Origin of the sequence: Micromonospora sp. NPDC023633 (genome assembly GCF_040640035.1) — a bacterium.
Classification (GTDB): Bacteria; Actinomycetota; Actinomycetes; order Mycobacteriales; family Micromonosporaceae; genus Micromonospora.
Map to the genome: position 1 here is coordinate 19,025 of NZ_JBFABB010000037.1, position 26,563 is coordinate 45,587.

A 26,563-nucleotide genomic window follows, 5' to 3' on the forward strand; every position below is an offset into this window, starting at 1 on the left:
GCGCCGTGCGCGGTGCGCGCACCCACCCGAGACATCCCGGATCCGTGCTTCGAGCTCCGTGATCCAAGAAAGGAACCTCATGAGCTATCTAGGCGGTAAGACCGCGATCGTCACCGGCGCTTCCGCCGGAATCGGAGCCGCAACCGCCAAGGCTCTGGCCCGGCAGGGGGTGAACGTCGTCCTCGCCGCTCGCGACCGTAGCGACCTTGACGCGCTGGTCGCCCAGATAAGTGAGGAAGGCGGACAGGCTGTTAGCCGGGTCGTCGACGTCACCGACCTTGACCAGATGCGGGCACTGGCCGCATTCACCACGCAGACCTACGGATCGGTGGACATCCTGATCAACAACGCCGGTCTGATGCTCTTCTCCTACTGGTCCGACCTCGCGGTCGAGGACTGGGAGAAGATGATCGACACCAACATCAAGGGCTACCTGTACGGCGTGGCAGCGGTCCTGCCCACCATGCTCGAACAAGGGCACGGGCAGATCCTCAACATGGACTCGGTCGCCGGGCACCAGGTCGACGCTGCGGCCGGGGTGTACAGCTCGACGAAGTTCTTCGTCAGGGCGATGACCGAGTCCATGCGCAAGGACCTTGGCGTCCATCACGGCATCCGCGTCAACACCATCAGCCCCGGCGTCATCAACACCGGCTGGGCCGACAAGGTCACCGACCCGCAGGGGCGCAAGGCTGCGCAGGAACTGAACAAGATCGCCATCGACCCGGCCGACGTCGCCGCCGCCGTGGTCTACGCACTCGACCAGCCGGAGAACGTCACGGTCAACGACCTGATCATCTCCCCGACCCGCCAGAACTGGTGACGACCGCGATGACACAGCAGCCGAACAGCGCGCCGGGCATCCGCGTGATCGCCGAGGCCCACGCCCGAGACGGCGCCTTAGAGCAGTTGCTCGCGCAGGCCAAGCTCCTGATCGCGCCGACCCGAGCCGAGCCAGGCAACATCTCCTACGAGATCCTGCACGACCTCGACGATCCGAACCACCTGGTGTTCGTCGAGCACTGGCAGAGCCAAGCGCACTTCGATGCGCACCTCGCCTCCGAGCACCTCGCCGCCTACAGCCAGGTCACCTCGCCGCTGCTCGCAGGCAAGGTCCGGATCGTCACCGCCCGAACGCTCACGCCGTAAGACACCCACCCAAACGCGCCGACGCGGTGGCCCTTCCGGCTGCCCTGCCGAGCCGTCGGTCATCCCCGGAGTCCGCAGCGACTCCAGACGATTCAGAAAGAGACCAGGCAGAGAGCATGACCTCCCCGTTCGACCCTATCCAGCTGCGTGAACTGCAGATCCCCAACCGCGTGTGGATGTCACCCATGTGCACCTACAGTGCAGCGCCGGATGGAAACCTTGTCGGCGCGCCGACCGACTTCCATCTCTCCCACTACGCTTCCCGGGCGGCCGGCGGCGTGGGCATGGTCATGGTCGAGGCCACCGGCGTACGTCCCGAAGGCCGCATCTCGCCGTGGGACCTCGGCTTGTGGACCACCGAACAGCAGCACGCCTTTGAGCGCATCGCCACCGCCATCAGCGCTGCCGGCGCCGTACCGGCGATCCAGCTGGCGCACGCCGGGCGCAAAGCATCGGTCAACAAGCCCTGGCTCGGCGACAACCCCGTCGGCCCCGACCAGCACGGCTGGCAGCCTGTCGGCCCCAGCCAGGTCGCGTACCCGGGCCTGCCGGTGCCGCACGAACTGACCGTCGCCGAGATCGCCGACATCGTCGACGCGTTCGCCGCCGCCGCAGCACGGTCACTCGCCGCCGGCTTCAAGGTCGCCGAGATCCACGCGGCACACGGCTACCTGCTCCACTCCTTCCTCTCTCCGTTGTCCAACCACCGCACCGACGCCCACGGAGGCGATCTGACCGGCCGCTCCCGCATCGTCCTCGAAATCATCGACGCAGTGCGCGCCGTCTGGCCCGCCCACCTGCCGCTGCTCCTGCGGATCTCCACCACCGACTGGATCACCGAGAACCCCGCCGACGGCCGCACCGCCTGGACGGTCGAGGACAGCATCGAACTCGCACGCCTCGCCAGCAAGCACGGCGTCGACCTGATCGACGCTTCCAGCGGAGGCCTCGTCCCCACCAGCATCCCCACTGACCGGGACTACCAGACCCGGAACGCACACCAGGTACGAACGCAGGCAGGCGTCATGGTCGCCGCGGTCGGACGCATCAGCGATCCCGCCCGGGCAGCGCAACTGATCGACGAGGGTCACGCCGACGCCGTCTTCCTGGGTCGCCCGCTGCTGCGCGACGCCTCATGGGCCAACAACGCCGCCGCAGCCCTCGGAGCCGCACCCCGCTACCTCGAGCAGTACCACTACGCCATCTGACAACACACGACACGAGCCGGCCAACAACCGAGGTGGCCACCGCGAACGCGGTGGCCACCTCAGCTCTGTTGCATCGAGTGCGTGGTCGCTTGTCTACCGTGACCAGGGCGAATCGGCGTTGCGGAGCAGAGGCGCGGTCAACACGAGTAGACGCAGGCGCAGCGGGCTTCGCCGCCGGCGTCGTGGTCGCCGGCTGCCCTGGTAACCGGCCCAACGTCCCCGCGATGGCACCCGGCGAAAGCAACGTTAAACGCGAACCTAAGGCCACGCTCCAGATGCGCAGGTGATCGACGCAACTCGGGCTTGCATCCGCTTCTCGGCAGATCCGCGCACTGCCGCGCAGCAGCACCAGCAATCTTGGCCCTCACGCACCGTTACTTGGCTCTTGGCGAGATCGGCCCGTGGGTGGGGCCAGTTATGGCCGTCCCGGTGGAGCCCATCTCGTCCGTCATAGCCACAGGGGCAACGGCAGCCAGCACTTGGCCCCGCATGTACATCAGTCCGGCGGGAGTTGGGTAAGCCCGTCTTGCAGGGCGGACTGGTCGTCGCGTTGGGCCGGAATGAGGCCAGGCAGCGCGCTGTACAGGGTGCTGCGCGAAACGCCGAGGAGCTTGGCGATCGAGGTCATCGTGCGGTTCGGCTCGGCGAGCAACTGCAGGGCGTACGCGGCCTTCTCCGGGGTCATGGCCGGCGGCCGGCCGAGGCGTTGCCCGCGGGCGCGAGCGGCGGCCAGGCCCTCGTTGGTGTTGGCCACGATGATGGTTCGTAGGAACTCGGCCAGCGCGGCGAAGACGTGGAAGACGAACATCCCGCCTGCGGTGGTGGTGTCGAGCTTCTCGTGCAGGGACTGGAAGCCGACGCCGTGGCGCTTGAGCCGGCCGACGATGCCGATCAGGTCTTCCAGCGAGCGGCCGAGCCGGTCGAGCGAGACGACGGTGAGCACGTCGCCGGGTCGGATGTACTCGAACACCTTGGCCAGCTCGGGCCGGTCGGTGTTCTTTCCGGAGGCCTTGTCGAAGAAGCACTTGGCGCAGCCGGCGGCAGTTAGTGCGGTTTGCTGGCGGGCGAGGTTCTGCTCGCGGGTGGAGACTCGGCCGTAGCCGACGAGCACGCCTGCGAGCGGAGTCGGAGCGAGCAGGTCGTCCTCGGTGGGCGTGGGGGTGATGGTCATGCCGTCCAGAGTGCCCAACAAACCCGTCGTCACGTTGTTGGACACGCCGACTTCTCGGACGGGTTTTTTGGACACGATTCTCCCGCCCTGACGATACATCTTGATCTTGTCCGGAAAACGATCGGTTCTCGGACAGCGCCACGCCGGGAACGCACCCCATTCACATTCGCCGCCGCGAACCCGTCACCACCGGCGACGCCCGATCGATGCACCAGACAAGGGGGTCGCGCGTCGACGGCCATGTGCCACCTCTGCCGCACCGCACCGTCGACGACGCGCAGCACGGCCGGCACCCAGGGGGTGGGTGCCGGCCACACGCTGTCTCGGGACCGGCGCCCGCGCCGCCTCGCTCCCCACGCGGCCAGCAGCTCGCCCGCCGTCAGCCCTCCTGCGGCCCGAAGTTCTCGTCCACGAACAGCTCCGACGGAAGATCGGACAGGGCGCGGACCCGCACCGTACGCCCGTCGAAGGCGCGGAGCCGCATCTTCAACTCGAACACGTGCGTCATCTGCTGGAGGATCGCGAGCGGGTCAACATCGTGCACGAGGAACTCGGTCACTTCGATCTCGGCGCGATCGTCGGCCTTGACCTTCTCCCACACATCACGGGGCGCGGCCACCAGCCGCAGGTCGTACCCGTGCTCACCGCCGCCGATGCTGAACCCCACCACCTGCCACTGCTCACTGTCGAGGCCAACCGTCCGCGCCAGCCCTTCCCACGGAACCGTCAAGCGCTCGTCCAGTTGGGCCGTGCCCTTCCAGTCGGGGAAGGGCACCTCCGCCTCGCCCCAGACCTCTCCGTCCACGCCTTCTCCCCTTTTCGATGTGTCGTCTCACCCGATGCCAGCGTATGGGGGACCGCCGAGAACGACGTTGCCGGCTACATCGAGGGCTACCGAGGCCGCCCCGGGGGAGAGGGCTACTCCGCTTCGCGGCGCCGCTTCGGCGGCTTCTTGGTCGCTTCCGCTGCGGTGCGGAGTTTCGCGCCGCACTCACGCAGCCACGGCACCAGCGCGTCGGTGTCGTAGGTACTGAACCGCGTTGGGTTGCGCCGCACGGAGTCGGCCAGGTTGCTCATGTACTGAGCCAGGAAGACCAGGGTGTCGTTCGTGAAGATGAGCGGCTCTTCGAGATTGTTGTGGTTGTCGACCAAGCTCTCGAACTCGCTGGCCTTCGCGATTGACGACGCGATCGCGGCCATGTGGTAGCCGGCCCCGATGAGAGTCCCGCTCGTGATCGGCTCGGACACGGTGGTGGCGCGGCGCAAGTCGTCGGCGTCGGCGGCCATCGTGCGATCGAGGTCGTCGTAGGCCCCGTAGGTCTCTGACATGCCGGCACTGTAGCGGCCCCAGAAGAGGTGGGCCGCACGTGATTCCGCGCCGGTTCGGCGCGCATGCGGGCCATGCGGGCAGACTGTTCGGGGGGTGGCCCCGAAGGGCACCCCCCCGAACACTTAGGTCAGCCGCTACTCCTTGGGGAGGGGCCTGCGGCGGAACCGGAGCGTGGCCGCGATGCCGAGCGCTGAGCCGACCACCAGGCCGGCCATCCCCACGACGAGCACACCATTCCCGGAGTCCAAAGCGGACACGCTAGAAACCGGGGCTAGGGTCGGCGGGGGGCCGGTCGTTTCCACAGGTGGCGCCACCGTCCGCGTCGGGGCGGGCGAGGGCGCCACCGAGGTGGGAACGGGCGATGGGCCTGGCGGGGAAGGACTGATCGAGGGCGACGGAGCATTGCACAGCGCCGGCTCGTTGACCACGCGGACGTACTTGTACCCTGCGATCTCCAGCACCCACCGGTCGGTCGGCTTCACCCAGTCCTCGGTGATGTAGGTGTTGCCCGGGAGGGCGGTGCCGGTCAGCTCCTCACCGCGCTGCTTCACCAGCTTGTACTGGCGTGCCCCGTCGGTCGCGTTCTTGATCCGCAGGCTGACCTGGTACGGACTCGGCCGGCAGTCCACGATCAGACTGAAACTGGCCTGCGTGGTGCCGCATGCCGTGAGCGCATCACGGGAGACGGAGCCGGAGGCGACAACGGAACCTCCGACCGTCACCTGCACATCGAAGCCCCCGATCGTCTCCCGGACTACGCTGCCACCTGCCGGGACCGTGAACACCGGGGGATACGGCGACGCCGTGTCGTTGGTGATGGCGGCGACGATGTCGGCGGTCGTGTGATTGGTGACCGTCCAGTACACCCAGTCCCGGCCGATGGCGGGCTCGTAGCAGGGGGACGACACGGTCACGTCCGGGGTGTCGGCCTGGGCCGGGGCCGCGGCGACGCCGACGAGCCCCAACACGAGGGCCGCGCCGGCGAGGACTCTGAGCAGGAATTGCCTCACGTCTACTCCTCGGAGACTGAGGGGATGACCCGGACCTCCCGGGTCCGTACGCTGCGCCGTCGGCGAGAGCGTCGCCGCGGCGTTCCTTCCGCCGTAGCTCAGAGCGGAGGGAGCATCACAGGATGCGACCGAAGCGTATGTGGAGAGTCGGACAACGTCGCGGATAGCCGCGAGCGACTCTCGGATCACCCTCCGAAGGGCCGCGCATAATTCCGACGTGGTGGGCATGGGGGCTCGATCGGCGCGGACAGTATCGTCGTTGCGCTGCCATGGCGCCGGTGACACCGACGCACAGCAGTGGCCTCCAGCCGAGGGAGAAAGCCACATACCTGTCATGGGGAGATGAGCATGACCGCTTTTACCTGGGTAAGCGTTGCGCAGCCGCTGCACGTCGCCCGTACCGGCATGGCGCGCGCCGAACTCAGCCGTAAAGCCGATAAGACCGCGGATGCATGGTACGAGACGCTGGAATCCGCGGAGAGTGGACTGGACACGTTCTGCAAACCCGAACGCGTCTACGCACTGGGGCTGAACGACATCGCCGGTCATGACACCAGCCCGGCATACCTGACCGCCTCCGGGATCTACCACGACACCCTCCAGGCAGACAGTGAGGTCTACGTGACAGGCGATGACCCGGCCACGGCTGAAGCCGACGCCCGGAAATGGGTTTCAGGTTGGGTGGAGCGTGCGAAGAAGCGCCTGAAGGAACTCGACGCCGACTGAATTTGGGAAAGCGATCGTTTGATGGACAGGTGGGTGGTGTTACCGCAAGTTGAGTGTCGGCCCCTTGCATAGGGGGTGCTGGCCGCCCGGGACCCGGATGGCGTACCGGTGTCCCCGGACGTGCGGGGACAAGGGCGTGGGGGTGGTCGATGAATATCTGCGTGCCCGGAAGACCCCGCGCGTGCGGGGAACGAGCGCGAGCCGCGCATGGTGCACGTCGACGAGCTGGGAGCACCCCCGCGCGTGCAGGGACGAGGCGGACCCCGACTACGCGCTGGAGCTGACGTTCGGAGCACCCCCGCGTGTGCAGGGACGAGCACGTCATCCCCGTCGACCGGGCCCCCGAACGCGGAGCACCCCCGCGCGTGCGGGGACGAGGCCCGGCCCTGATCGATGCGCCGCAGGTCCACCGGAGCACCCCCGCGCGTGCGGGGACGAGGCGTCGTCCATCGTGCTCACGACCCCGCACCACGGAGCACCCCCGCGCGTGCGGGGACGAGTCATGGCGCTCAAGGGAGAGGTCGCCGACCGGGGAGCACCCCCGCGCGTGCGGGGACGAGGTCTACGCCGTGATGGCCGTGCACCGAAGCCCGGGAGCACCCCCGCGCGTGCGGGGACGAGGCCCACACCAGCTGGGCAAGGTCGTTACGGGACGGAGCACCCCCGCGCGTGCGGGGACGAGTTCATCGGGGGTCCTCCCTGCGGGGTGTCTCGCGGAGCACCCCCGCGCGTGCGGGGACGAGACCGCGTCGGGGCCGGCCGAGGTGTCCACGTCGGGAGCACCCCCGCGCGTGCGGGGACGAGTGGACCGCGATGGGTGCCGACGTGAGCCGTATCGGAGCACCCCCGCGCGTGCGGGGACGAGAGAACGCTGCCGATCGGGCTCGGGTTCAGTGGCGGAGCACCCCCGCGCGTGCGGGGACGAGGCGGTGGCGACCCTGTGACCGGCCAGCATGTTGGGAGCACCCCCGCGCATGCGGGGACGAGCGCGAGTGGACGCGGATCGGTCCACTGTGTCGGGGAGCACCCCCGCGCGTGCGGGGACGAGAAGACGCTGCTGGGCGCCGAGCAGAAGGCATGGGGAGCACCCCCGCGCGTGCGGGGACGAGGCGCGGGACATGGTCCGCCGGGTGGAGGGCGACGGAGCACCCCCGCGCGTGCGGGGACGAGCGGACCAGCGTCGAGCCGATGTCCTTCAGTGCGGGAGCACCCCCGCGCGTGCGGGGACGAGGCCGGCGTGCCGGAGGTGCTGACGTGTGACCGCGGAGCACCCCCGCGCGTGCGGGGACGAGCTCAATGGCCTGGCCGACAACAACCCGGACGGAGGAGCACCCCCGCGCGTGCGGGGACGAGGATGATGGACAGGTGCAGGTGCCACAGGTGGCTCGGAGCACCCCCGCGCGTGCGGGGACGAGGTATCGGCGGGGCTCGACAAAGCCGTGCCGGGGGGAGCACCCCCGCGCGTGCGGGGACGAGCCCGGGGAGATTCTGACGTGACGTACCGACCGGGGAGCACCCCCGCGCGTGCGGGGACGAGACTTGCTGACCTGCGCTTATGTCCGGCGCAGAGGCCTGTTTCGATTAGTCCCTCGCCGCATAACTCCCCGACGGTTGATGCCTGTGCCTGAAGTCATTGCCTTACTTGGCGAAGCCATCGTACGGGCGATCGGGTCTGCTGTGGACGGTAGCGACCACGGGGGGACATTTAGTCAAGTGTGAGTCGGGGTTCCGACTGTGCTCGCCTCATTGAGGGTAGCTGTCAGTGAGGGCTTCTAGGGTGCACGCCATGGTTCCGGATTCGACTGGTGCCCTCGCGGTGCTGTGGGGGAAGTCCAATGCTGGCGGCAGGGCGAACCTGTTGTTGCAGCATCTGTTGGACTCGGCTGCGGTCGGTGAGCTGATCTGGGACTTCTACCTGGCGCCGGCGGTGAAGAGGAACCTCGACGACTCCTGTCAGGGGCAGGGGCGGGTTGTGTTCGCCTTGTTGTGCGGGCTGCACGACTGCGGGAAGGCGGTACCCGCCTTTCAGTGCAAGGACGATGGCCTCTCCCAGAAGGTCCGGAGGATCGGCTTGGTGTGGCCTGCGCTCAATGCGGAGGCGAGGCGCTGGCATCACTCGTGTGCGGGGGCGGTGATCGCTTCTCGGGTCCTGTTGGCCAGTGGGTGGAGCCCGGAGACGGTCGGTTGGGTGTGGCCTGTCATCGCTGGGCATCACGGGCTCATCCCGTCGGACGAGATTTTCGCGGTGGCGAGGAGGCTGCGTAACGCGCAGGGCCGCGGTGGGCAGTGGGAGACGGCACAGGACCAGGTGGTACAGGCTGTCGCTTCGGCCCTCGACGTCGATCTTCGGCGTCTGAGCTCGGTTCGGGTGCCACGTCGGGGGGTCCAGCTGGCGCTGTCGGGTGCGGTGATCATGGCCGATTGGATCGCGAGCGGGGAGCATTTCGTCGGGTTCGACGAGATCGCGGATGTCTCGATGTCCGCTGCTCGCGAGCGCGCCAGGGATGCGTGGTCGCTGCTTGACCTGCGGGGCGGTTGGGTGGGTGATTCCTATGTTCCGGTGCCGGACTTGGTGGCGGCGAGGTTTGGTCGGGGTCCGGCGCGGCCGGTGCAGGCCGCTGCGGTGACGCTGGCGGAGCAAATGAGCGCGCCGGGTCTGGTGGTGATTGAGGCGCCGATGGGTGAGGGCAAGACCGAGGCGGCGTTGGCGGCCGCGGAGGTGCTTGGTCGGCGGTTCGGGCATAACGGTGTGTTCGTGGGGCTGCCTACCCAGGCGACGAGTGATCCGATGTTCGAGCGGGTGTTGGCGTGGGCGGAGGCGGTCGAGCCGGGTTTGCCTGTGGGGTTGTTGCACGGCAAGCGGATGTTCAATCCGCGCTGGGCGCAGTTGCAGAGCCAGGTCCGGTTTGTAGGCATCGACGAGTACGGCTGTGCTGACGAGTACGCCACCGGCTCGGGTCGGTGGGTGAAGCCGGATCAGGCCCCGCCTGAGTGGTTTCTGGGTCCGAAGCGGGGCATGTTGATGCCGGTTGCGGTCGGCACCGTCGACAATCTGCTGCACGCGGCCACGCGTACGAAACACGTCATGCTCCGTCATGCCGGTTTGGCGAACCGTGTGGTCGTCATTGATGAGGTGCACGCGTACGACGTCTACATGTCGCAGTTCCTGGAGGAGGCTCTGCGATGGTTGGCGGATGCGGGCGTGCCAGTGATCCTGCTGTCGGCGACGCTGGCGCCCGGGCAGCGGGCTGCGTTGGCTCGGGCCTATGAGCAGGGCGCTCGCGGCACTCGTGAGGTGGACACCTCGATGGTGGCGGCGATCACCGGCTATCCCGTGATCCACGCAGTGAGTGTCGATGATCCAGCACCGGTGTGCCAGACGCCGCCGACGTGGCGGTCGTCGGCGGCGGTCACGGTGCGGGTGGTGCAGGAATCACCGAAGGATGGTCCGGACGCTGTCGTCGACCTGCTAGCGGAGGAACTGTCCGAGGGGGGATGTGCCCTCGTCATCCGCAACACAATAGGGCGAGCGCAGCAGACGTACCAAGCGCTGCAGAAGGTCATGCGCGACGACGAAGTCGTCCTGCTGCATGGCCGGCTGACCGTCGGTGAACGCGCGGACCGCACCGCGAAAATTCTGAACCTTCTGGCCGCTCCTGGCGCCCCCGGTGCTGTGGGTCGCCCGGCTCGGCTTGTGGTGGTCGCGACGCAGATCGCCGAGCAGTCCTTCGATGTCGACGCCGACCTGTTGGTCACCGACCTGGCGCCGGTCGACCTGCTGCTGCAGCGGATCGGGCGGATCCACCGGCATGACCGGCCGGCCACAGACCGGCCCGTCCGGCTTCGGCGGCCTCAGGTCGTCGTCACGGGTATGACCACGGGTGCGAATGGGGTGCCGGTCTTTCCCTCCGGCAGTGAGTTCGTCTACGGCCGGCACCTGCTCCTGCGGACCGCGGTGCTGGTGCAGGAGGCGGCGGCAGGGCGGGGGTGGAGCATCCCGGCCGACGTTCCGGATCTGGTGCGTCGGGCCTACGGCGACGAGGACATCACCCCAGAGCAGTGGAGGGAGTCGTCGTCTCAGGCCCACCTGCAGTGGGTCGCGACCGAGCGTCAACGGCAGGGGGCTGCGGCGTCGTTCCTGCTGTGCGATGAGGAGAACCTCGGCGCAACGAACCTGGTCGGCCTGCACGGCCGGGCGACGGGTGACCTGCCCGACGATGACGCGGTCGCAGCTGTAGTGCGCGATGGCCCGGAAACCGTGGAGGTCGTTCTCGTCCGCGCAGAGCACAGCGGATATCTGACGTTGCAGGGCAGCAGTCTCGGCCCGAACGGCGACGGGGTCAGCGATCCCGAGATCGCCCGGTCCGTGGTCGGGTCGACGCTGCGCCTGCCGCCGGCGCTCACCGCGGCTGCGAAGGCAGATCTGAAACCGCTTCCCGGCTGGGATGGGAATGCCTGGCTACGTCGCTCGCGCGCCCTAGTGCTCGATGGCAGCTTCTCCACCTCGCTTGGAGGGCACCGTCTCACCTACGACGCGGACCTTGGGCTCCTGCATACGAGGCAGCGATGACGTTGGCCACCAACCGCGCGTAACCGGAGACGAAAAGCTTGGCCGCCGACGGCGCCCTCGCATGATCACCAAGCACACCCACCGCTGACGGGCCAACCCGCGACTTCCCCTGGATGTGACATGAACTCCCCTTCGTTCAGCCTGGTTGATGAGCCGTGGATCGAGGTGACCGACGGCGGTCGCCCTGCCGTGGTGTCGTTGCGTGACGCGTTGACCCGGGCGCATGAGATCGCTGGTCTGGCTACGGCAAATCCGTTGGAGATGGTGGCGGTGCTGCGGCAGGTGTTGCTGCCGGTGTATCTCGATGCGTGCGGGCGGCCGGCTGACCGGCGGCAGTGGTTGGCACGCTGGGGCGCCGGAGAGGTTCCGGTGCCCGAGGTCAAGCGGTATCTCGATGAGCACCGTCACCGGTTTGATCTGTTCGGGGCGCAGCCGTTCGCGCAGGTCGCGGACTTGCGGACGGCGAAGGACGAGACCAGGCCGGTTGCGTTGTTGGTCGCGGCAGCTGCGACGGGCAATAACGTTCCGCTGTTCTCGACCAGGACCGAGGCCGATCCGGTGGCGTTGTCCGCGGCGCAGGCTGCTCGGTCGTTGCTGGCCACGCAGTGCTGGGACACGGCAGCGATCAAGTCCGGGGCGGTGGGCGACCCGCAGGTCGCCGGAGGGAAGACGACCGGGAATCCGACGGGTCCGCTGGGGTCGTTGGGTGTGATGGTGCCGATCGGGCGGAACCTTGCCGAGACGCTGCTGTTGAACACCCCGTTCGGGGGGCAGCCGGCGTCGGATGACGCACCGCAGTGGCGTCGGGCGCCGGCGACGGCCGGTTGGGAGTCACGGTCGGCGAAGGGTCTGTTGGATCTGCTCACGTGGCAGTCGCGGCGGGTGCGGCTTGTTCCTGAGTTTGACGGTGATCGGCTTGTGGTGCGGCGGGTGGTGTTGGCCGCCGGTGATCGGTTGCAGCCGGTTCCGTTGGACATCGAGCCGCACACGGCGTGGCGGCGGGTGGACAAGCCGAAGGCGAAGCAGCAGCCGCAGACGCCGGTGCGGCATGTGGCCGGCCGGCAGGCGTGGCGTGGTCTGGAGCCCATGCTCGCCACGGTCGCGAAGGCGGATCCGAAGTTCACCAGCAGCAGGCTGATCAACCAGTTGCACAGCCTGCGCCCGCCGGCGGGCAGTCCACTGCCTGACGGGCTACCCAGTGGCACTCCCGTCCAGGTGATGACGGTAGGTGTCGTCTACGGCAACCAATCCGCCGTCGTGGAGGACGTCCTAGCCGACCTGGTGCCGCTGCCCCTGGCTGCCCTGGAGCCCTCCGAGGACGTTCACGTGTTCCTGGAGAACGTGCTGGTGCAGGCCGAGGGGTTGCGCCTGGCAGGGAACCGGTTGGCCGACGAGATCCGGCTGGCCAGTGGCGGTGAGAGCCTGCCCTGGGACAAGGGCCTGCGAATCGGTGATGCCCTGATGCACGAGCTGACTCCGGTCGTGCAGCGGCTGCTCGCGGGTCTGCAGCGGCAGCCTGAACGGTGGGAGCAGGCTGAGCAGGCGTGGCAGACGGCGGCGGAACGGATCGCCCTGCGCACCGCGGAGCCTGTTCTCTGCGCGGTACCGCCGTCGGCGTTCCTCGGCCGGGAAAGCAAGGACAGCAACCGGAAGAGCAAGGACGGCAAGTGGACCCACCGGGCTGCCACCGCCGAAGCCGCCTACCGCCGGGCCGTTCGTAGCGTGCTCGGCCTCTGACCACCATCCACGTCGAATATCGGAGTACCCCCATGTCCATGCCGGAGAGCCCGCGCCAGAACCGGCGCCCCTACTTCTGGGAGAAGTTCACCAAGACGGTCCCGGACGGCAGGGACCTTGCCGCGCTGCGCGCCGGGATCGGACGCGGCGCCGGTGAGGTCCCGGCCATGTGGCCCTACTACACGGCGCTGCGCCCAAGTGGGGAGGTCACCCCCCGGCTGCGGGCCGAACACGCCGCGCTGTGCCTGTTCGCTTCCCACCAGCAATCCCAGCGCACCCTCATGCACCGTCCCGGTGTCGGGCTCGGCATTGCCATGGGAGTGCTACGAGCCGACGGCAAGTTCAGTGAGGAGGCGGTGGACCGCCGGTTCGGTGCTGCCGCCACCGCGACGACCTTCGCCGAGCTCACCCTGCACCTGCGGGGCCTGGTGACCCAGCTACGCGCCCTGCCCAAGCCACAGCCGGTGGACTACACCCGGCTCGTCCAGGACCTGGTCGACTGGCAGGACCCGGACAAGGCTGCGGCGACCCGGCGGATCTGGGGCAGCCAGTACTTCACCCGCCGCGACGAGCGGGCAGACGACGCGACCCCAGCCAGGTGACCACGACCAACTCGGCTCCCGCAGCCTGACCCTCCTCCCCCCTTCATCGCAGGCCCGTTCACCTATCAGGAGACGCCGTGACCGACCGCACCTACATCGACATCCACGTCCTGCACAGCGTGCCGCCGTCCAACCTCAACCGCGACGACGCGGGCAGCCCCAAGCAGGCCGTCTACGGCGGCGTCCGGCGGGCCCGGGTGTCATCGCAGGCGTGGAAACGCGCGACCCGCGTCGCGTTCACCGACGAGCTGCACCTACCCGCCGAGAAGCTCGGCACCCGCACGAAGCGCATCAGCAGCCTGCTGGCCCGGCGGATCGCCGCCCGCACCACCCTGGACGACGCGGCAGCCGCCCGGCTGGGTACCGCCCTGCTGGCACAAGATCTGAACATCAAGGCCGGGAAGAAGGAGACCGAGACCGCCTACCTGCTGTTCTTCGGTATCAACCAACTCGACGCGATCATCGACCTGGTCGCCGAGCGGGCTGAGGAACTGGCCGCGCTGGCCGACGACGCCCTCACCAAGGCAGTAGCGGATCTGCCCGTGCGTGAGCAGCTGACCAGCGGGCATCCGATCGACGTCGCCCTGTTCGGGCGGATGGTCGCCGACATCGCCTCGCTCAACGTCGACGCCGCCACCCAGGTCGCCCACGCCATCTCCACCCACCCCGTGGAGATTGAGTTCGACTACTACACCGCCGTGGACGACCAGAAGACGGCCGAGGAAGACGCCGGCGCCGCGATGATCGGCACCGTCGAGTTCACCTCCGCGACGCTCTACCGCTTCGCGACCCTCGGCGTGCACCAGCTCACCGACAACCTCGGCGGCGACACCAACGCCGCCCTGGATGCCACCCGCGCGTTCCTCACCGCGTTCGTCCGCTCGATGCCCACCGGACACCAGAACACCTTCGCGCACCGCACCCTGCCCAGCCTGGTCAGCTTCGTCGTACGCGACGACCAGCCCGTCAACCTGGTGTCCGCGTTCGAAAAGCCGGTACGCAGCCGCGGCACCGGCATCGCCGAGGAATCAGCCCGACGGCTGGCCAAGGAGTTGACCCGCGCCGCCTCCTCGTGGGGCGTCACTCCCCTCACGGTCGCCTCGGTCTACGAACCCGACAGCGGCCAGGACACCGACACCCTCACCGCCGCCTTCGGCACCCCCCACAACCTGGACGAGGCCATCGCCTGCGTCCTGCAGACCGTCCGGGACCGCCTCCAGGAGCCGGCGTGACAATGAATCCGCACAGTCTGGTGCTCCGGCTGGCGGGCCCGTTGCAGTCGTGGGGCACCCGAGGGCAGTTCAACTGGCGCGACACCCAGAACGAACCCACCAAGAGCGGCATCCTCGGCCTGCTCGCCGCCGCCCGCGGCTACCGCCGGCAGGACCAGATCGACGACCTGCTCGGGCTCAGCCTCGGCGTGCGTACCGACCAACCTGGGTCGCTGCTGCGTGATTACCACACCGTCAGCGACCATCGAGGCCGGCCGCTGCTGTCGGCAGCCGTCAACGCCAAAGGCGCACAGAAGCCGACATCGCCGGCGAAGCTCACCCACGTCACCCAGCGCTACTACCTGCAGGACGCGGTCTTCGTCGCCGCCGTCAGCGGACCCACCAGCCTGCTCCTCGCCCTGGTCGACGCGCTACGCGCACCCGCCTTCCCGCTCGCGCTGGGACGCCGATCCTGCCCACCAGCACTACCCCTGCTGCTGACTCCGGCCGGATCGAACGTGAAGTCCGAGCCAGCAACGAACGCGATCCGCACCGCCGAGGACGCCCTGTGGGACGGCCGTCCACTCGATGTCCTCACTGCCGTGCGCTGGCAGGCGAGCGACACCCACACCGCGGCCGGCCGCCCACATACCCGGCCCGCGGTGGTGGACCTGCCCGTTACCGTCGACGACGACACCGGCGACGACGCACGCGCCGACGTGCCCCGCTCGTTCGACCCCCACAAGCGGGGCTTCAACACCCGCCGCGTACGCCAGGTGTGGGTGCGCATCCCCACCGGCGGGCCCGACACCGCCCCGCCAGACCATGACCCTTTCGCACTGCTCGGGTGGTAGCCCTCATGCCGTACCTGTCACGCCTGCACCTCAACCCGCTGCGCACCCAAACGCAACGCATGCTGCGCAACCCCCAGGTGCTCCACGCCGCCGTCCTCGGCGGCCTCAGCCGCCAACCCGTCACCGAACGAGTGCTGTGGCGCCTGGACCCACCCGACCAACACCGCCTCACACTCCTCGTCCTCACCGGATCCCGCCCATCCTGGGAACACCTCATCGAGCAGGCCGGCTGGCCCTCAGCCGACGAACCCCAAACCCTGGTCAAGCCCTACGAACCGCTCCTCGACCAGGTACAACGCGGCAGGATCTTCGCCTTCCGCCTGAAAGCCAACCCCACCAGCGCCACCAAAAAACCCACCGCACCATCCGATGCCCAGACCCAGCACCTCACCGGCCCCCGCCCCCGAGGCGTCCGCGTCGCGCACCGCAAGCTGCCCGACCAGCTCGACTGGCTCATCGCGCGACTACGCCAGTCCGGCTGCACCGTCCTGACCGACACCATCGCCGACGCCGAGATACCCGCAGTGCAGGTGACCGACCGGCACCGGCTCCGCTTCCACAAGACCAATGGCGCCCACTCAGACAGACCCCCCGTGACCCTGGAGAGCGCCACCTTCGACGGCGTGCTCCGCATCGACGAGCCCCAGACCGCCCGACAGGCACTCCTCGACGGAATCGGCTCCGCCAAGGCGTACGGCTTCGGCCTGCTCACCCTCGCCCCACCACACCCCCGAACAGCGAGCTGACATGTGGTGGCTCGCCGACACGCAGGACCTGCACCGAGTCAGCGACCGGATATCCAGCCTGTATGCCGAACGCTGCCACGTCGACCGCGCCGACAACGCCGTCGTCCTGGTCAACAAGGAACGGACCATCCGCGTCCCCGCCGCGATGGTCGCCACCCTGCTTCTCGGCCCCGGCACGCGCATCACCACCGCCGCCGTACGCCTGCTCGCCGACTCCGGCACCGCCCTGTGCTGGGTCGGCGAGCAAGGCGTCCGCCTCTACGCCAGCGGCATCGGCCCCAGCCGAGGATCCCAACTCCTCCTGCGCCAGGCATACCTCGTCACCCGCACCAAGCAACGCCTCGCCGTCGCGCGCCGCATGTATGGCATGAGATTCCCCGACGAGGACGTCAGCACCCTCAACATGCAGCAACTTCGTGGTCGGGAAGGCGCACGCGTCAAGAAGATCTACCGCCTCCACTCCACCCGCACCGGCGTGCCCTGGGACGGCCGGCTCTACAAACCCGGCCAACCCTTCGAAGCCGGCGACGACGTCAACCGACTCCTCTCCGCCGGACACAGTTGCCTCTACGGCATCTGCCACGCCGCCATCGTCGGCCTCGGCGCCAGCCCCGGCCTCGGCTTCGTCCACACCGGCGGCGCCACCTCGTTCGTCCTCGACATCGCCGACCTCTACAAAGCCGACTACACCATCCCACTCGCCTTCGACCTCACCGCGCAAGGACTCACCACCGAACGCGACGTACGCACCGCCTTACGCGACCGCATCGCCGACGGCAAACTGATGACCCGCATCGTCCAGGACATCAAGGCACTCCTGCTCGACGGCAAAGACGACGACCACGACTCAGACGCCCACGAACTCTGGGACGACACGCTCGGCACTGTGCCCGGCGGCATCAACTGGGCCAACGAATACGCCGACACCCTGGACACCGACTCATTCATCGGAGTCACCGGCCCAGACATCCCCGAGCCCAGGTGGGACTTTTGACCGTCATCGTCCTCATCGCCGCCCCGGAAGGACTACGCGGACACCTCACCCGCTGGATGATCGAAGTCGCCGCCGGCGTCTTCGTCGGCAACCCCAGCACCCGAATACGCAACCGCCTGTGGACCGTACTCTCCACCCGGGTAGGAGACGGACAAGCAATCATGGTCGAGCCGGCCCGCAACGAACAAGGATGGGCAATACGCACCGCAGGCCGCGACCGCTGGCTACCCGTCGACCTCGACGGACTAATCCTGGCAGCCCGACCCCGCCGATAAAGCCCCAGGTCAGCAAGCCTCGTCCCCGCACGCGCGGGGGTCTTCCGCCGGACGGCCCGGACGCGTCGGCTGACCCGGGCTCGTCCCCGCACGCGCGGGGGTCTTCCGGTGCACCGCATCATGACGCGGGCCTTGGAGGTCTCGTCCCCGCACGCGCGGGGGTCTTCCCCACGGCCGCGGCGTCGTCCGCAGCGTCACCGACTCGTCCCCGCACGCGGGGGTCTTCCCTCCGGCCAGCGTCGGTGATCGTGCCGCGACCCCTCGTCCCCGCACGCGCGGGGGTCTTCCGCGGGCGCTCGGCGACACGGGCATGTGGGTGTGCTCGTCCCCGCACGCGCGGGGGTCTTCCGCAGGTCGTGAGTCAGTACGACATCGCTTACGCCTCGTCCCCGCACGCGCGGGGGTCTTCCGGCGATCCAGGACGCCACCGACTACTCGGAGCGCTCGTCCCCACACGCGCGGGGGTCTTCCCTCGGAGACGTCGTACCAGATGACGTACCGCTCCTCGTCCCCGCATGCGCGGGGGTCTTCCCGTCGCTGGCTACTGCCGTGGTGCAGGCCGCCACTCGTCCCCGCATGCGCGGGGGTCTTCCCCGTGACCGCTGACCGCTACCCGCACACGCTCGCTCGTCCCCGCACGCGCGGGGGTCTTCCGCCGAGGCCCCGCCCGCCAGGGCCACGGACCGCTCGTCTCCGCACGCGCGGGGGTCTTCCGCCGCTGCAAGGGGGGCCGGCGGACTGGTCGTCTCGTCCACGCACGCGGGGGTCTTCCTCCTTGCTGGTGCTCCGCGAACTCGCCCAGTCCCTCGTCCCCGCACGCGCGGGGGTCTTCCGGCGATCCTCGCCCAGATGCGCGAAGACCTGGGCTCGTCCCCGCACGCGCGGGGGTCTTCCGGACGGAAAGCCCAACGTCGATTTCGGGCCGGCCTCGTCCCCGCACGCGCGGGGGTCTTCCGTCCAGGGCGATCCTCTTGACGCGCTCTATCCTCTCGTCCCCGCACGCGCGGGGGTCTTCCGGTGTCCCCGGCGCGCCGGTTCTGCTACGCCAACTCGTCCCCGCACGCGCGGGGGTCTTCCGGTCTACGAGGCGAAGCACCCTGTGGCGACCGGCTCGTCCCCGCACGCGCGGGGTCGTCCGCGAGGTCAGGTACTCCTCGGGCACGTAGAGGCCTCGTCCCCGCACGCGCGGGGGGTCTTCCCCGACCCCGTTGCGTTGTATCCGGCCACTGAGTCTCGTCCCCGCACGCGCGGAGGTCTTCCGCCGCCGGTGACCGACTGGACGAAGGGACTCGTCTCGCCCCCGCACGCGCGGGGGTCTTCCGAGCAGCGAGGAGTCGGTGCGCAGCACCAGCATGGAACCCGAGGTCACCTTCGCGATCAGCGCGTACCGGGGGGCGTCCGGCGCGGGCCAGCCGCTGCCGGCCAGCGGCAGCTCGCCGGCGATCGACTTCTGGGTGCCCCAGTGGTCGATGCGGACCCGGCCCAGGGCGGACACCCGGAACACGTCCCGGTCGACCATGCCCACCGGCGTCGGCCACGCGGTGTGCACGTTGCCCGGCGCGAACCACTCCCGCTCGTCGGCGTGCTGGGGAGTCTCCAGGTCGTAGCACCGCTCCAGCGGCAGGCTCGCCGCGGCGGCCGGCCCCGCCAGCCAGATCGCGACGGCGGCGGCGAGCAGGACCACGGTGCACCGGGAGACCAGGGATCGGACGCGCATGGCGACCTCCGGGGGAGGGCCGTCGTGACGGCGGCCGGCTGCCCCCGAGTCTCGCGCCCGCGCGCAACCCGTCGGCCAGGTCACCCCCGCGGCACCTGGGCGCGCCGGCGGCGCGCCGGCTGAGAGGATCCCCGGGTACGCATCCCGAGGGAGGACCCGCTGAACAGCCATCACCCCGCCGCCGTGCTCTTCGACATGGACGGCACCCTGGTCGACAGTGAGAAGCTGTGGGACGTCGCGCTGCGCGAGCTGGCGGCGGAGTACGGCGGCACCCTCTCCGACCCCGCCCGCAGGGCGATGGTCGGCACCAGCATGGCCGCCTCGATGCGCATCCTGCACGACGACCTGGGTCAGCCGGGGCGCGACCCCGAGGCCAGCGCGGCGTGGATCAACGCCCGGATCCTGGAGCTGTTCCGCACCGGGTTGCGCTGGCGTCCCGGCGCCCTGAACCTGCTGCGGGCCGTCCGCGCGTCGGGCATCCCGACGGCGCTGGTGACCTCCAGCGGCCGGCCCCTGGTGGAGGTGGCGCTGGACACCCTCGGGCGGGACAGCTTCGACGCGGTCGTCTGCGGCGACGAGGTCGACGCGGCCAAGCCGCACCCGGAGCCGTACCTGACCGCCGCCCGGCTGCTCGGCGTGCCGATCGCCCGCTGCGTGGCGATCGAGGACTCGCCGACGGGGGTGGCCAGCGCGCTCGCCGCCGGCGCGGCGGTGCTGGCCGTACCGGCGGAGGTGCCGATCGGGCCGCTGGACGGCGTACATCAGGTGGAGAGCCTGACCGGCGCGGACCTGGAGCTGCTGGCCGCCCTGCTCGGCGCGCCGCCCGACGCCTGACGGGCGAGGGGCCCCGCCGACCGGCGGGGCCCCTCGTCGTGCGTCGGGATCAGTCGTGGGCGATGGCGCCGAGCACGTTGATCCGCGCGGCCCGGACCGCCGGCAGCGCCGCCGCGACCACCCCGACGATCGCGGCGAGGCCGAGGAAGATCCCCATCTGGGTCCAGGGCAGCACCAGGTCGGTGATCCCCTCGTCCCGCAGCGCCTCGACCACGGCCGCGCCGAGGCCGGCGCCGACGACGACGCCGAGCAGCGCGCCGAACACCGAGATCACCACCGCCTCCACGGTGATCATCCGCATCGTCTGCGCCCGGCGCAGGCCGATGGCCCGCAGCAGCCCCAGCTCCCGGGTGCGCTCCAGCACCGACAGCGCCAGGGTGTTGACGATGCCGAGCACGGCGATCACGATGGCCAGCGCCAGCAGGATCTGGATCATCGTGAGCAGCCCGTCCAGCTGACCGGTCTGCTGCTCGACGAACGCCTCCCGGTCGGCCACCGACACCTCGGGGGAGTCGGCCAGCAGCGCCTCGATCTGCGGCTGCACGTCGGCCACCCGGGTGCCCGGCGCCAGCTGCACGAAGCCCTGGATCGGCTGCGGGATGGCGAAGCCGCGCGCCGCCTCCGCCGGCAGCACCACCGGGTTGGTCAGCTGGGAACTGGCGTAGATGCCGGTCACGGTGTAGGTCCGCGCCTCGCCCCGGGACGTCTGCACCGGCACCTTCGACCCCACGGAGAGGCCGCGGGCCGTCGCGGTGTCCGAGCTGACCAGCATCCCGTCCGGCGCCAGCCGGTCGATGTCGCCGGCGGTGGGCTCGGCCCCGAAGATCTGCCGCACCGCGGCGACGTCGCTGCTCGCCGCCACCCAGGTGCGCTCGCCGCCGACCATCGCCATGTCGCCGTACTCGCCGTCGGCCAGGCGCACGCCGGGGATCGCGGCGACCTTCTCCAGCACCGCCGGGTCGAAGCTCGGCGGCCGTGGGCCGCTCTGCGCCCCGGCGATCACCAGTTCCGCCTTCAGGCTGTCCTGGGCGAGCCCGCCGATGCTGCTCTTCGCCGAGTCCAGGATCACCGTCACCCCGGTGACCAGGGCGATGCCGACCATCAGCGCGGCGGCGGTGATGGCGGTGCGGCGCGGGTTGCGCCCGGAGTTGAGCCGGCCCAGCCTGCCCGGCACCGACCAGGCGAAGACCGCGCCGAGCAGGCTCACCACCGGCCGGCTGATCAGCGGCGTCAGCAGGGCCACGCCGATGAAGGCGAACAGCACCCCGCCGAGGATGGTGGCCAGGGTGTTGCCCCCGGCGTTGCCGGTGAGCCCCAGGGCCAGCAGCGTGCCGCCCACCGCGGTGACGATCGCGCCGGCCACGGTGACCTTGGTCAGCGGACGGTCGGGGGTGGCCACGTCCTGCATCGCCGCGATCGGCGGGATCCGCGACGCCCGCAGCGCCGGCAGCAGCGCCGCCACCACGGTGATCACGAGGCCGACGCCGAACGCGCCGATCACGGCGGACAGCGGCACGCCGACCCCCGCCAGGCTCAGCCCGCCGGCGAACGTGCTGAACAGGTACGCCAGCAGCGCGCCGATGCCGATGCCCGCGCCGAGGCCGAGCACCGAGGCGACCAGCCCCACCGCGACGGCCTCCAGCACCACCGACCCGATGATCTGCCGGCCGCTGGCCCCGACCGCGCGCATCAGCGCCAGTTCCCGGGTGCGCTGTGCCACGATGATCGAGAAGGTGTTGAGGATCAGGAAGGTGCCCACCAGCAGCGCCACCGCCGCGAAGCCGAGCAAAATCCGGTTGAAGAAGGACAGCGCCTCCTTCATGCCGGCCGCCGCGTCCTCGGAGAGCTGCGCACCGGTCTTGACCTCGAAGTCGGCGCCCACCGCCGCCGCCACGGCGTCGCGCAGCGCCGCGTCCGACACCCCGTCGGCGGCGGTGATCGAGATGTTGCTGAAGGTGTCCGGCGCGCCGAGCATCAACCGCTGCGCGACCGGCGTGGTGAACATGATCTCGTTGGCGCCCCCGATGGAGTCCCGGCCGCCGCTGTAGCCGAACACGCCGACGATGGTGAACTCCTGCTTGGGCTGGAGGGTCAGCACGCCGACCCGGTCGCCGACCTTCACCTTGCCGGCCGCCGCGAGCGCCTTGTTGACGACGATCTCGTCGTCGGACTGCGGGGCCCGCCCCTCGCGCAGCTGCACCAGGTCGTTCTCGCCGGTCCAGTTCTCGCCCAGCTGGGGCGGACCGAACGAGGCGACCACCTTGCCGTTGCTGCCGATCAGCCGCGCCCCGTCGACGCCGACCACGCCGGTGGCCTCGGCCACGCCGGGCACCGCCCGGACCTTGTCCAGGGTGGCCGCCGGCACCGGCGGGGCCACCTGCATGCCCTCCGTCTCGCCGACGTCGATCTTCGGCTTGCCGGCGACGTTGACGTCCACGCCCTCGTACGCGTCGGCGAAGACCGCGTCGAACGAGCGGCCGAGGGTGTCGGTGAGCACGAACGCGCCGGAGACGAACATGACGCCCAGCACCACGGCCAGGCCGGAGAGGATCAGCCGGACCTTGCGGGCCAGCAGACTCTTGAGGGTCGCGCGGAACATCAGCGCGCCACCTCGGCGGGGGTGTCCAGCTTCTTCATGGTGTCCAGCACCGTGTCGGCGGTCGGCTCGATCAGCTCCGAGACGATCTGCCCGTCGGCGAGGAAGACCACCCGGTCGGCGTACGCGGCGGCGGTCGGGTCGTGGGTGACCATCACGATGGTCTGCCCGTGCTCGCGTACCGAGTTGCGCAGGAAGTTCAGCACCTCCGCGCCCGCCCGCGAGTCCAGGTTGCCGGTCGGCTCGTCGGCGAAGATCACCTCGGGCCGGGCGACCAGCGCGCGGGCGCAGGCCACCCGCTGCTGCTGGCCGCCGGAGAGCTGCGCCGGCCGGTGGTCCAGCCGGTCCCGCAGCCCGACCGTGGCGATCACCGTGTCGTACCAGGCCGGATCCGGCTTGCGCCCGGCGATCGACAGCGGCAGCAGGATGTTCTCCTTGGCCGTCAGCGTCGGCAGCAGGTTGAACTGCTGGAAGATGAAGCCGACCTTGTCCCGGCGCAGCTTCGTCAGGCCCGCGTCACCCAGACCGGTGACCTTCGTGTCGCCGATCGACACCGTGCCACGGGTCACCGAGTCCAGGCCCGCGAGGCAGTGCATCAACGTCGACTTGCCCGAGCCCGAGGGCCCCATGATTGCCGTGAACCGGCCCCGCTCGAACTCCGCGCTGACCCCCCGCAGCGCGACGACCTGCGCCTCGCCGCTGCCGTACACCTTCCACACGTCGTTCGCCCGGGCCGCGGCCTGCGCCTGCTGGCCTACCGTCGCGGTCACGTCATCTACCTCTTCCGTCTGTCTTCGGTCCGCGCCGCCCCCGCTGGTCCGGCGCGGCAGTCCCATCATCTGTGCCCGCCGGCCCCGGTCCGTCCGACTCCGGGCGGAGCCATGGCGGATTTCGCGCTGCGGGTGCCCCCCAGGGCCGACTCAGGGTTGCCCCTGAGTCGGCGGTCGGCCGAGGGCTTCCCCACCGGCCGGGACCGATCCTGCACAGTGACGCCGCGTCAGGGTCAACCACGCCGCGCCGTCTGCGGTCACGGTAGGTGACGGCGACAACCGCGCCGTCGTGCCGCGGCGCATCCGGCGGTACGCCGTCGGCGACGAGGCGCTACGCCCGCGGGCGGACCAGACCCGACTCGTACGCCAGCACCACGGCCTGCACCCGGTCGCGCAGCCCCAGCTTGGTCAGCACGTGCCCGACGTGGGTCTTGATGGTGGTCTCGCTGACCGACAACGCCCGGGCGATCTCGGCGTTGGACAGCCCCCGGGCCACGTGCACGAGCACCTCCCGCTCCCGCTCGGTCAGCGCGCTCAGCGCCCGGGGCGGCGCGGCCGCGGGGTCGGGCAGCGCGTCGGCGAACCGGTCCAGCAGGCGCCGCAGGATCCGCGGCGCCACCACCGCGTCCCCGGCGGCCACCGTGCGGATCGCGGCCACCAGGTCGTCGGCCGGCACGTCCTTGGCCAGGAAGCCGCTCGCCCCGGCCCGCAGCGCCCCCACCACGTACTCGTCCAGGTCGAAGGTGGTCAGGATCAGCACCCGCACCGGCAGCCGGGCGTCGACGATCGCGCGGGTCGCGGCGACCCCGTCCATCCGCGGCATCCGGATGTCCATCAGCACCACGTCGGGCAGCAGCCGGCGGGACAGCTCCACGGCCTCCAGGCCGTCGGCGGCCTCGGCCACGATGTCCAGGTCGTCCTCCGTGCCCAGCACCATCCGGAAGCCGGTACGCAGCAGCGGCTGGTCGTCGGCGAGCAGGATGCGCACCGGCCGTGCCGGCACCGTCGTCGCGTCGGTCACCTGATTCCGTTACCTTTCAGTGCTCTTTAGTGAGCACACGGCCGGTAGTCCTACCTTGCGGTGGGACGGTCCCGGTCTGATCGGCGGATGCCGTGCCGGGTTGACGCTTCACGGCCACCTGCCCGCGTATGCGGGTCTTCTGGTCGGCTCCACGTCCTGCCACCGGGCCACTCCCGGCGGTGTCGAACTCGGCCGCGAGAGCGGCCAGGTTCAGTGCGGCGTTGCGGTCCCGATCCATGACCAGGCCGCACGCCTCACAGTGGTATTCGCGCTCGGACAGGGCCAGCTTGGCTTTCGCCGCGCCACAGCCTGAGCAGGTCTTCGAGGACGGATGCCAGCGGTCGGCCACGAGCAGACGGCCGCCGTTCCATTCGGTCTTGTAGGCCAGATGCCGCCGCAGTTCGGCGAACCCGGCGTCGGCGATGTGCCGGGCCAGCCGCCGGTTGCGGAGCATGCCAGCCACGTTGAGGTCTTCCACCACGAGGGTGCCGTACTCGCGGGCGACTCGGGTGGTGAGCTTGTGCAGGCCGTCGCGGCGCAGGTTCGCCACCCGGGCATGTGCGCGGCCGAGCCGTGCCGCCGCGCGTTCCCAGCGCTTCGACGGGCGTCGCCCGGTTCGCCGGTCCGGGCCGGCCTTACGAGACAGTGTCCGCCCCAGAGCCCGCAGCCGGGTCTGTGCGGTGCCTAGGTGGCGCGGGTTGTCGACCAGCTCGCCGGTGGACAGCACCGCCAGGTGCTTGATGCCGACGTCCACACCGACCACGGAGTCCGGCCGGGCCGGTACCCGCTCGGCGCGCTCAACCTCGACCGTAAACGCGACGTACCAGCGGCCACCGTTACGACGCACGGTCGCCGACATGACTCGCGCCGTGCCGTTGTCGAGGCGGCGGGCGAGCTTGCGGGCCGACTCGTGCAGCTTCAACCGGCCCAGCCGCGGCAGCACCACGTGCATCCGGTCCGGCTCGACACGGATCGCACCTGTCGTAAACCGCACGGACGGTGTGGTGCGGCGGCGGGACTTGAAACGCGGAAACCGGACCGACCGTCCGGCCCGTTTCCCGCTGCGGGAGTCGGCCCAGTTCTTCAATCCGCGGGCCAGGGCATCCAGGCCGGTATTGAACGCCTCCTTGGACACCTCCGTCCACCACGGCGCCACCTCGGCCTTCGCTGTGTTCCACGCTCTGCGCAGCGCGGCGAGCGACCACGACAGCGACGGCGTCAGCAGTTTGTCCGGCACGCCGTAAGTTCGTTCTGCCGCCCGCTGGTCCATAACCGCTTTGACCCGGGCCAACGCCCAGTTGTGCGCGACGCGGGCCGCGCCGGCGTGCGCGTACACGTCGCGCTCCTGTCCCGGCGTGAGGTCGAGGGCGAACCGGTTCGCCTGGATCGTCTTCACTCGGAAGCCTCGGTGACCGCCTCGACGCCCCGGCGGGCCCGGTTCGCGGCAGCACGCCGCCCGTACAGGCGGGCGCACAGCGACGTTAGAATCTCGGTCACGTCGCGCACGAGGTCGTCGTCAACCTCGGCCGGATCGACCACCAGCAGTCGACGGCCCTGCGCGGACAGCGCGGCCTCGACATACTCGGCGCCAAACCTGGCGAACCGGTCGCGGTGCTCTACCACGATGGTCGACACGGCCGGGTCGCGCAGCAACGCGAGGAACTTCTCGCGGCGGCCATTGAGCGCGGATCCGACCTCGGTCACCACCCGGTCCACGGCGAGGCGCTGACCGGTTGCCCAGGTGGTGACCCGGGCAACCTGCCGGTCCAGGTCCGGCTCCTGGTCTGCCGACGAAACGCGGGCGTACACCACAACCTGCTCCACAGCGGCGGCAACACCGGTGACCGGTTCCCCAACCATGATCAGGCGGCCGAGCCGATACGTGGGAACGGGCAGCGTGCCGGATTCGTAGCGCCGACGCGCGGTCGCGTACGAGATCCCGGTAGCCGCTGCCCACTCCTTCAAATTCACACCGTCACTCCAGAAGACCAATGAGCACTAAAGCCGATTAGTAAGTCAGCAGCTTACTACCCCCCGTCCCG

23 protein-coding genes and 2 CRISPR repeat arrays are annotated in these 26,563 nt (G+C 70.0%); of the genes, 14 read left to right on the top strand and 9 right to left on the bottom strand.

What is annotated here, in order from left to right; all coding sequences use genetic code 11:
• The first annotated feature begins 79 nt into the window (after window positions 1–79).
• The 3 genes from AB0G13_RS14040 to AB0G13_RS14050 all read left to right on the top strand — a co-directional run bounded on the left by AB0G13_RS14040 (window position 80) and on the right by AB0G13_RS14050 (window position 2,357).
• Complete coding sequence (locus AB0G13_RS14040; protein WP_357873558.1) at window positions 80–823, top strand: SDR family oxidoreductase; 744 nt, start codon at window positions 80–82, stop codon at window positions 821–823.
• Entirely contained in the window at window positions 820–1,149 is a 330-nt protein-coding gene (locus AB0G13_RS14045) for a putative quinol monooxygenase (RefSeq protein ID WP_357873561.1), read from the top strand. The genes AB0G13_RS14040 and AB0G13_RS14045 overlap by 4 nt, the downstream gene beginning before the upstream one ends.
• Window positions 1,150–1,265: 116 nt before the next feature.
• A complete protein-coding gene (locus tag AB0G13_RS14050) occupies window positions 1,266–2,357 on the top strand; it encodes an NADH:flavin oxidoreductase/NADH oxidase (RefSeq protein ID WP_357873564.1) in 1,092 nt (363 codons plus the stop codon).
• Window positions 2,358–2,853: 496 nt separating this feature from the next.
• Here the strand turns inward: AB0G13_RS14050 and AB0G13_RS14055 are convergent, their stop codons facing one another.
• From AB0G13_RS14055 to AB0G13_RS14070, 4 genes are all read right to left on the bottom strand, one after another.
• On the bottom strand, window positions 2,854–3,528 hold the full coding sequence (locus AB0G13_RS14055) for a recombinase family protein (protein WP_357873567.1): 675 nt from the start codon (window positions 3,526–3,528) through the stop codon (window positions 2,854–2,856).
• A 379-nt stretch (window positions 3,529–3,907) separates the two neighbouring features.
• On the bottom strand, window positions 3,908–4,333 hold the full coding sequence (locus AB0G13_RS14060; protein ID WP_357873570.1) for a hypothetical protein: 426 nt from the start codon (window positions 4,331–4,333) through the stop codon (window positions 3,908–3,910).
• A 113-nt stretch (window positions 4,334–4,446) separates the two neighbouring features.
• Window positions 4,447–4,857, bottom strand: coding sequence for a hypothetical protein (locus tag AB0G13_RS14065; protein WP_357873572.1), 411 nt, complete (start codon window positions 4,855–4,857; stop codon window positions 4,447–4,449).
• A 135-nt stretch (window positions 4,858–4,992) separates the two neighbouring features.
• Window positions 4,993–5,868, bottom strand: coding sequence for a hypothetical protein (locus tag AB0G13_RS14070; RefSeq protein ID WP_357873575.1), 876 nt, complete (start codon window positions 5,866–5,868; stop codon window positions 4,993–4,995).
• A gap of 342 nt (window positions 5,869–6,210) precedes the next feature.
• On the opposite strand from AB0G13_RS14070, the gene AB0G13_RS14075 reads away from it, so the two are divergent.
• The 11 genes from AB0G13_RS14075 (at window position 6,211) to AB0G13_RS14125 (ending at window position 20,134) form a co-directional block, all read left to right on the top strand.
• The gene (locus AB0G13_RS14075; protein ID WP_357873578.1) at window positions 6,211–6,594 is read left to right on the top strand and encodes a hypothetical protein; all 384 of its coding nucleotides are present in this window, start codon (window positions 6,211–6,213) and stop codon (window positions 6,592–6,594) included.
• A 166-nt stretch (window positions 6,595–6,760) separates the two neighbouring features.
• Window positions 6,761–8,131: direct repeats of the CRISPR family, unit length 28 nt; unit sequence GGAGCACCCCCGCGCGTGCGGGGACGAG.
• 249 nt (window positions 8,132–8,380) lie between these two features.
• Complete coding sequence (gene cas3, locus AB0G13_RS14080) at window positions 8,381–11,164, top strand: CRISPR-associated helicase Cas3' (RefSeq protein WP_357873581.1); 2,784 nt, start codon at window positions 8,381–8,383, stop codon at window positions 11,162–11,164.
• Between the two features lie 120 nt (window positions 11,165–11,284).
• Complete coding sequence (gene casA, locus AB0G13_RS14085; RefSeq protein WP_357873583.1) at window positions 11,285–12,901, top strand: type I-E CRISPR-associated protein Cse1/CasA; 1,617 nt, start codon at window positions 11,285–11,287, stop codon at window positions 12,899–12,901.
• 32 nt (window positions 12,902–12,933) lie between these two features.
• Window positions 12,934–13,503: a type I-E CRISPR-associated protein Cse2/CasB gene (gene casB / locus AB0G13_RS14090; RefSeq protein ID WP_357873586.1), complete on the top strand. Its 570-nt coding sequence runs from the start codon at window positions 12,934–12,936 to the stop codon at window positions 13,501–13,503.
• Between the two features lie 77 nt (window positions 13,504–13,580).
• Entirely contained in the window at window positions 13,581–14,735 is a 1,155-nt protein-coding gene (gene cas7e / locus AB0G13_RS14095; protein ID WP_357873589.1) for a type I-E CRISPR-associated protein Cas7/Cse4/CasC, read from the top strand.
• A 2-nt stretch (window positions 14,736–14,737) separates the two neighbouring features.
• Window positions 14,738–15,568, top strand: a complete 831-nt coding sequence (gene cas5e / locus AB0G13_RS14100) for a type I-E CRISPR-associated protein Cas5/CasD (RefSeq protein WP_357873592.1) — start codon at window positions 14,738–14,740, stop codon at window positions 15,566–15,568.
• A 5-nt stretch (window positions 15,569–15,573) separates the two neighbouring features.
• Window positions 15,574–16,314 (top strand): type I-E CRISPR-associated protein Cas6/Cse3/CasE, encoded by a 741-nt coding sequence (cas6e, locus tag AB0G13_RS14105; protein WP_357873595.1) that lies wholly within the window; start codon window positions 15,574–15,576, stop codon window positions 16,312–16,314.
• A gap of 1 nt (window position 16,315) precedes the next feature.
• Entirely contained in the window at window positions 16,316–17,308 is a 993-nt protein-coding gene (gene cas1e, locus AB0G13_RS14110; RefSeq protein ID WP_357873597.1) for a type I-E CRISPR-associated endonuclease Cas1e, read from the top strand.
• A complete protein-coding gene (gene cas2e, locus AB0G13_RS14115; RefSeq protein WP_357873600.1) occupies window positions 17,296–17,583 on the top strand; it encodes a type I-E CRISPR-associated endoribonuclease Cas2e in 288 nt (95 codons plus the stop codon). Before cas1e ends, cas2e begins: the two co-directional genes overlap by 13 nt.
• 18 nt (window positions 17,584–17,601) lie before the next feature.
• Window positions 17,602–18,904: a CRISPR direct-repeat array (repeat unit 28 nt; unit sequence CTCGTCCCCGCACGCGCGGGGGTCTTCC).
• Between the two features lie 16 nt (window positions 18,905–18,920).
• Window positions 18,921–19,190, top strand: a complete 270-nt coding sequence (locus tag AB0G13_RS14120; protein ID WP_357873602.1) for a hypothetical protein — start codon at window positions 18,921–18,923, stop codon at window positions 19,188–19,190.
• Between the two features lie 293 nt (window positions 19,191–19,483).
• Window positions 19,484–20,134, top strand: a complete 651-nt coding sequence (locus AB0G13_RS14125) for an HAD family phosphatase (RefSeq protein ID WP_357873605.1) — start codon at window positions 19,484–19,486, stop codon at window positions 20,132–20,134.
• Window positions 20,135–20,183: 49 nt separating this feature from the next.
• Here AB0G13_RS14125 and AB0G13_RS14130 read toward each other — a convergent pair whose 3' ends face one another.
• The 5 genes from AB0G13_RS14130 to AB0G13_RS14150 form a co-directional block, all read right to left on the bottom strand.
• Window positions 20,184–22,733 carry an FtsX-like permease family protein gene (locus tag AB0G13_RS14130; RefSeq protein WP_357873608.1) on the bottom strand — a complete coding sequence of 850 codons (2,550 nt, stop codon included), beginning with the start codon at window positions 22,731–22,733 and terminating at the stop codon, window positions 20,184–20,186.
• Window positions 22,733–23,500, bottom strand: a complete 768-nt coding sequence (locus AB0G13_RS14135) for an ABC transporter ATP-binding protein (RefSeq protein ID WP_357580203.1) — start codon at window positions 23,498–23,500, stop codon at window positions 22,733–22,735. Before AB0G13_RS14135 ends, AB0G13_RS14130 begins: the two co-directional genes overlap by 1 nt.
• A gap of 331 nt (window positions 23,501–23,831) precedes the next feature.
• Window positions 23,832–24,521: a response regulator transcription factor gene (locus AB0G13_RS14140; RefSeq protein ID WP_357873611.1), complete on the bottom strand. Its 690-nt coding sequence runs from the start codon at window positions 24,519–24,521 to the stop codon at window positions 23,832–23,834.
• A 16-nt stretch (window positions 24,522–24,537) separates the two neighbouring features.
• Window positions 24,538–25,917: an IS607 family element RNA-guided endonuclease TnpB gene (gene tnpB / locus AB0G13_RS14145; RefSeq protein WP_357873613.1), complete on the bottom strand. Its 1,380-nt coding sequence runs from the start codon at window positions 25,915–25,917 to the stop codon at window positions 24,538–24,540.
• A complete protein-coding gene (locus AB0G13_RS14150) occupies window positions 25,914–26,492 on the bottom strand; it encodes an IS607 family transposase (RefSeq protein WP_357873616.1) in 579 nt (192 codons plus the stop codon). The genes tnpB and AB0G13_RS14150 overlap by 4 nt, the downstream gene beginning before the upstream one ends.
• Between the last annotated feature and the right edge of the window lie 71 nt (window positions 26,493–26,563).